The sequence below is a fragment of the Oscillatoria salina IIICB1 genome (genome assembly GCF_020144665.1).
Classification (GTDB): domain Bacteria; phylum Cyanobacteriota; class Cyanobacteriia; order Cyanobacteriales; family SIO1D9; genus IIICB1.
The window spans coordinates 47,940-54,007 of record NZ_JAAHBQ010000043.1; the positions used below are offsets into that span (position 1 = coordinate 47,940).

The 6,068-nt window shown below is 41.9% G+C and carries 6 protein-coding genes; 4 read left to right on the forward strand and 2 right to left on the reverse strand.

Features of this window, described 5'->3' with window-relative positions; translation table 11 throughout:
- Positions 1 to 60: 60 nt before the first annotated feature.
- Both psbU and ntcA read right to left on the reverse strand, forming a co-directional pair.
- Positions 61 to 486, reverse strand: coding sequence for a photosystem II complex extrinsic protein PsbU (gene psbU, locus G3T18_RS14255; protein ID WP_224411231.1), 426 nt, complete (start codon positions 484 to 486; stop codon positions 61 to 63).
- 289 nt (positions 487 to 775) lie between these two features.
- Positions 776 to 1,453 carry a global nitrogen regulator NtcA gene (ntcA, locus tag G3T18_RS14260; protein WP_224411232.1) on the reverse strand — a complete coding sequence of 226 codons (678 nt, stop codon included), beginning with the start codon at positions 1,451 to 1,453 and terminating at the stop codon, positions 776 to 778.
- 273 nt (positions 1,454 to 1,726) lie between these two features.
- Here ntcA and fabI point away from each other — a divergent pair, with 273 nt between their 5' ends.
- From fabI to G3T18_RS14280, 4 genes are all read left to right on the forward strand, one after another.
- Complete coding sequence (fabI, locus tag G3T18_RS14265; protein ID WP_224411233.1) at positions 1,727 to 2,503, forward strand: enoyl-ACP reductase FabI; 777 nt, start codon at positions 1,727 to 1,729, stop codon at positions 2,501 to 2,503.
- A gap of 329 nt (positions 2,504 to 2,832) precedes the next feature.
- Positions 2,833 to 3,471, forward strand: coding sequence for an imidazoleglycerol-phosphate dehydratase HisB (hisB, locus tag G3T18_RS14270; RefSeq protein ID WP_224411234.1), 639 nt, complete (start codon positions 2,833 to 2,835; stop codon positions 3,469 to 3,471).
- A gap of 348 nt (positions 3,472 to 3,819) precedes the next feature.
- Positions 3,820 to 4,659: a Uma2 family endonuclease gene (locus G3T18_RS14275; RefSeq protein ID WP_224411235.1), complete on the forward strand. Its 840-nt coding sequence runs from the start codon at positions 3,820 to 3,822 to the stop codon at positions 4,657 to 4,659.
- A gap of 9 nt (positions 4,660 to 4,668) precedes the next feature.
- Positions 4,669 to 5,811, forward strand: a complete 1,143-nt coding sequence (locus tag G3T18_RS14280) for an AbrB family transcriptional regulator (protein WP_224411236.1) — start codon at positions 4,669 to 4,671, stop codon at positions 5,809 to 5,811.
- Positions 5,812 to 6,068 lie beyond the last annotated feature (257 nt).

Below are 6,068 nucleotides of genomic sequence, written 5' to 3' on the forward strand. Positions count from 1 at the left end.
AGTGGGTTGGAAATAATTTGCGATTAAACTTTAACAGTGCGCGATCGCACTTTCCTGACTTTAGTAGTTACCGTTGTTAAAACGGTCGCCTCCTTCAACATAAACCGATGAAGGTGTGGTAACTGTAAAGTTATCCAAATTAGCTTGGAGTCTTTCTTTCTGAGTTTCGCTTAGTCCAGGAATGTTGAGAACATCTTCTACCTTTTGATAAGGCGCATTCGTAACAATTTTCTGGGCTAAAGTGGGGTAAAAACCGCGAAACTGACGGAAAAAACGCACGTTAGCGTTGTTTAAATCTACTTTTTTTCCGTACTCAGTAGCTAGTTTGGCGTCAGCAGGATTTATTAATGCTACTTCAGCTAAAACTGGAGATGATTGCAGGGTAACGCTGCTGAGATTGACTGCGATCGCCTTTGGTTGTCCTAGCATCGCCAAGCAACCTACGCTTACCAGGAGTATAGCGAGAATGCGAACCAATTTTTTCATGAACTTGACTCCTCCTAACATGGCTCTTCCTACTTGAGATTAGTGATATTTATTCTAATGGTTAACTTTTGTTTTCTATCGTTTAATTTTATCTCATTTTTCGCCCAGCTAACGGCTTATTTACTTAATTTACTCTCATTTTTCCACTACTGCCTTAACAGTTTGTCAAAAAATTATTAATTTTTCTACCTTTGTCAATTATTTTTCATAAAAATTAACTAATTAGTTTGAACTCGCCGCTAAATCAAGGGATTCTAGCGATCGCCGTGGGAGCTTTGAAAGTTGCGGACTAGGTAAACTGTTGACTGAGAGCAACGGGATTGTGGACGGTAATTTTCTTTTTGTGAATCGAAATCATATTTTCTGTCCGTAAGTCTCCTAACAAACGGGTGACAGTCACGCGAGTAGAACCAATTGCTTCAGCGATCGCTTGGTGGGAAAGCTTGAGATCGATTCTAATTCCATCTTTAGTCGGGACACCAAAATCGCGACAGAGAATTAACAGAAAACTGACCAACCGCGAACCCATATCTCGGTGCGCTAAAGTTTCGATCATCATTTCTGTCTGCAAAATCCGCGAAGATAATCCCCGCAACATTAACATTGACAGTTCGGGATTGTTTTTCAGTGCTAGCTCTACTTGTTCGATCGGAGCCGAAAGTAGTTCCACTGGTGTAAACGCCACCGAATGATAAAAGCGATCCGATCGCTGACCCGTAATCAGCGATAATACGCCAAAGACACTGTTTTCGCGCAACAACGCCACCGTAATTTCTTCTCCCGCCTCGTATACTCTTGATAACTTTACGGCTCCTTTGAGTAAAAAATACACCCTTTCTGCCGGATCGCCAGGGAAAAAGATGGTCTTCCCCCGCTCAAAGCTTTCCACTACGGGCGGATAAGACTCTCCTCCGATTTGACGGAATACAGATGCTAGGGATTTCTCTTGGGTCACTGCGAGTTCCATTACTTTCTTCCACGCCTGAGAAACTTTTGCTTTTTCATGATTTACAAAACTTGATATCCCGACTTAGAGACAACTCTTAATCTACTTTTGGGGACAAGGTTTGTGTTACTGAATACATTTTACGCTGTAATTTTTCTCAATTCCTAAAATTACAGTAGCGATCGCCATTGCAGTTGGCTCGTATGCTGACTACCCTACCTCATGGTACGATCCCACAGGGAAACATCCCACTGTTAATAACTTACTCTAAACAAACTGTTAAAATAGACCGCTATGCTCGATTTAACTGGAAAAAAGGCTTTTGTCACCGGAATCGCTAACGATCTTTCTATTGCTTGGGGAATTGCTCAACAGCTACATCAAGCGGGAGCAGAAATCGGTGTAAATTACTTACCTGATGAAAAAGGACGTTTTGAGAAAAAAGTTCGCGAACTAGTCGAACCTCTCAATCCGACTGTGTTTGTACCTTGTAATGTCCAAGACGATGCCCAAGTTGATGCAGTGTTTGAGACAATTAAGGAAAAATGGGGCAAACTGGATATTCTCGTTCACTGTCTCGCTTTTGCGAGTAAAGAAGATTTATCTGGCGATTTTAGTTCTACATCCAGGGCTGGTTTTACTACCGCTTTGGAAATTAGCACCTATTCGCTGACAAGGTTAGCAAGTGCTGCAAAACCTTTAATGAGCGAGGGAGGAAGTATTGTTACTCTTACCTATCTTGGTGGAGTGAAGGTAATTCCTAACTACAATGTTATGGGTGTAGCTAAATCAGCCTTAGAAATGAGCGTCCGCTACCTTGCGTCGGAATTAGGATCGAATAATATTCGAGTTAATGCTATCTCCGCAGGACCGATTCGCACCCTCGCTTCTTCCGCAGTTGGTGGTATCCGGAAGATGATTCGTCATGTTGAAGAAGTTGCTCCTCTGCGACGCACTGTAACGCAAACAGAGGTAGGTAATGCAGCCGCATTTTTGTGCAGCGATCTTGCTAGTGGAATTACTGGTCAAGTTCTCTACGTTGACGCAGGTTACGAAATAATGGGTATGTAGGTTATTGGGGACTGGGGACTGGTGACTGGGGATTGGGGATTGGGGATTTCAGTTACCAGTTATCAGTTATCAGTTATCAGTAGAAATTGGAGACAAGGATGAGGGGGGAGACAAGGGAGATAAGTGGTTCGCCATTTAAACCAACATATCAGCAATTGCGAAAAGGTTGTAGCGATCCCATCTTGGTTGCTAACCATACCCAATTTAAATTCCTGTTAGCTTAAACTATAAACTGTTCACTGTTCACTGGTAACTGCTAACTGTTCACTGCTAACTGCTAACTGTTCACTGCTAACTGGTCACTGTTCACTGTTCACAGGAAAAGACTTATGCAAACACGCGATCGCGCAATTTCTGAAACTAATCCACCATTACAACAGTCTCGCACTGCTTCGGTTCGACGCACTACAGGCGAAACTGATGTCCGAGTAACTGTTAATCTTGATGGTCAAGGTGAATGTTCGGCTAATACTGGTATTCCTTTCCTCGACCATATGCTTCACCAAATATCTTCTCATGGTTTGCTTGACCTTGATGTCCAAGCTACGGGAGATTTAGAAATTGATGACCATCATACTAATGAAGATGTTGGTATTACCATAGGTCAGGCAATTTGTCAAGCACTTGGTTCTCGTAAAGGAATTCACCGTTTCGGTCATTTTATCGCGCCTCTTGACGAAGCTTTAATTCAAGTTGCTTTGGACTTTTCGGGAAGACCACATTTGAGTTACGGTTTGGAGATACCCACCCAGCGCGTGGGGACTTATGACACTCAATTAGTCAGAGAATTTTTTGTGGCGATCGCCAACCACTCGCAAATGACTTTACACATCCGTCAATTAGATGGCATTAACTCTCATCATATCATCGAAGCTACCTTTAAAGCCTTCGCCAGAGCAATGCGAATGGCGCTAGAAATCGATCCCCGTCGCGCTGCGAAAATTCCTAGTTCCAAAGGCGTATTGTAAGATTAAATATACAAATGTTTGCTACGCATCACAATCTTGTAGAGAGGTTGCACGCAATTTCTCTACACAATTTATGTAGCAATTTCTTGACCATTTCAGCTAAGTAAAATATTTAGGCGAATTATCAAAAAGTTCCTCAAAAATGCAATAGGAAATTGAGGAATTTTTCGCTATTTAAGAAGAAGCAACTGATAATTTATTTTCTGATGAAATCGAAACGCTTATGTAGAGACGTTTCAGGCAACATCTCTACTAAAAAAAATAATTTCGCGAATCAAGGAAATTGCCACATTATAGAGAAGATCTCAGTAACATAGAAATATCAAAACTTGCTCTCGTGAAACAGCCATGTCTGAGACTAGCTTCGCCGAAATCGATGTAAAATTACCTCCAACTGCGGCAGAACTTCCCTCTGAAGATAATATTCCCATGGAAACACAGCGCCACAAAATGCAAATGGACTTGCTGATCGATACCACAGAAATTTGGTTAGCGCAAAGGTCAGATGGTTACGCTAGTGGAAATATGTTCGTCTACTTCAGTCTGGAACAAATTCGCAACCGAGATTTTCGCGGTCCAGACTTCTTTGCTGTTTTGGGAGTACCGAAACGCGAACGTTTAAGTTGGGTGGTTTGGGAAGAAGGAAAAGCGCCAGATGTGGTGATTGAGTTACTTTCTGAAAGTACAGCGCGGTTTGACAAAAATGAAAAAAAGCTGATTTATCAAAATCAGTTGCGCGTACCGGAATATTATTGGTTTGACCCTTTTAATCCTGATGATTGGGCGGGTTTTTATCTCCAAGGTGGAACCTACCAACCTTTGCGAGTTAATGACCAAGATCGGTTGGTGAGTCGTTCTCTAAATTTAGCTTTGGTGCGTTGGTACGGGAATTATCGAGGTGTGGAGACGACTTGGTTACGCTGGGCTACTTTGGAGGGAGAATTAATCCCAACTTTAGCTGAACAAGAAAGACAGCAAGCTGAACAAGAAAGACAGCAAGCTGAACAAGCGAGACAGCAAGCTGAACAAGAAAGACAACGCGCCGAACAAGAAAGACAACGCGCCGAACAAGTAGAATCTCAGTTAGGACAAATTGTGCGGAGAATGTTGTCACAAGGAATGAGTTTAACGCAGGTAGCTGAGTTAACAGGTTTGGCTGAATCTCAGATAGAGAAACTGGGGAGTTAGTGTTTGCTGGTGAAAGATTGTCTCACAGCATGGATAGGAATAATTCAAAATCGCTTTCGCGCGAAAGCGCCAATCGCCAAAATTACTCTCCTTTTATTGGGAGCAACTTTTTTTGGTTTCTGTTTAGATAAAATTAATTTTCCGGTAGCTTGGTTACTCGGTCCGATGATTCTGGGAATCAGTTATGCTCTTAACCGAGGTTCTCCTCAACCCTTACCTAAGCTTTTCTCGACTGTGGGAAAATCAATTATCGGTGTTGCTACTGCGGCGCGTTTTTCTTTGGAGACATTAGCTACAGCGACAAATTATGCTTTACCGTTGTTGTTATGTATTTTTATCACGGGTAGTTTAAGTCTCTTTAATGGCTATTTATTAGAGCGTTGGGCGGGTATTAATCGAGCAACGGGTTTTTTAGGTTCGACACCAGGTGCAGCTTCAGCGATTGTTGCGATGAGTGAAGAAATGGGTGCAGATGCGATCGCGGTTTCTGTGCTGCAATATGTGCGAGTGGCGATCGTTGTCTTATTCATTCCTCTGGCGGCTAGTTTACTTTTTCCTGCTAATTCTGTCACCCAAGTACAAGCTACAACAACAATTTATCCCACTAGCGGAGTGCCAATACCAATAAGTTGGAATCTTTTAATCTTAGCTGTTTGTGCAATTATTGGTGTTTGGGGAGGAAGTCGCTTACGCTTACCTGCTTCACCGTTTTTAGGTCCGTTTCTAGTGGGGCTAATTGCATTTTCGGGACTCCCTTATCAATTACAAATACCACCATTTTTGTTCGCTGGCGGACTTTTGGTTTTTGGGCTTTTTATTGGACTCAAATTTGACTTTCATACAGTTCGCAAACTTTTCAAAGCAGTTTTGATTGAGGTTGTTTTAGTCATTGTCCTGAGTTTGATTTGTCTGGGAGTTGGCTATGGGTTTCATTTAGTTACTGATGTTAATGTGGTGACGGCGGTTTTAAGTTTCACTCCTGGAGGAATTGAGGCAATGATTGCTACAGTTGTGCAGTTGGGAGGTGATGTGGGCTTAGTTGTGATGGCACAAATGACGAGAATGTTGATTGTTTTATTACTTAGTCCCTGGTTGGTTAGTTTTGCGCTTAAAAGTGCGGCAAAAGCTAATTTTCAGAAGGAAAAAGATTAGGTTATTGGGCAATTATTTGTAGATATTACCAGAAAAACTGGGTTTAAAGCCTCGCCCTTTAGCGGAGCGGAGGGCGACTTTTTAGAAGTGTAGTACCAAGGAAATATTTGTGGTAAAATTTCTCCAAACAGAAGGAGGTTATGTTAATTGTTTGGCTGTCAACAAAATCTGATTAAAAACTCAGAACAACTGCCATTCATCGAGTATCTTTGCCGAACGAACCGCTAATAAACTTATTAACTGTGGAATTTATTTAG

Coding starts and splice junctions, on each gene's coding strand:
- psbU (WP_224411231.1), bottom strand. CDS start 486: ATGAAAAAATTGGTTCGCATTCTCGCTATACTCCTGGTAAGCGTAGGT.
- ntcA (WP_224411232.1), bottom strand. CDS start 1,453: ATGGAACTCGCAGTGACCCAAGAGAAATCCCTAGCATCTGTATTCCGT.
- fabI (WP_224411233.1), top strand. CDS start 1,727: ATGCTCGATTTAACTGGAAAAAAGGCTTTTGTCACCGGAATCGCTAAC.
- hisB (WP_224411234.1), top strand. CDS start 2,833: ATGCAAACACGCGATCGCGCAATTTCTGAAACTAATCCACCATTACAA.
- G3T18_RS14275 (WP_224411235.1), top strand. CDS start 3,820: ATGTCTGAGACTAGCTTCGCCGAAATCGATGTAAAATTACCTCCAACT.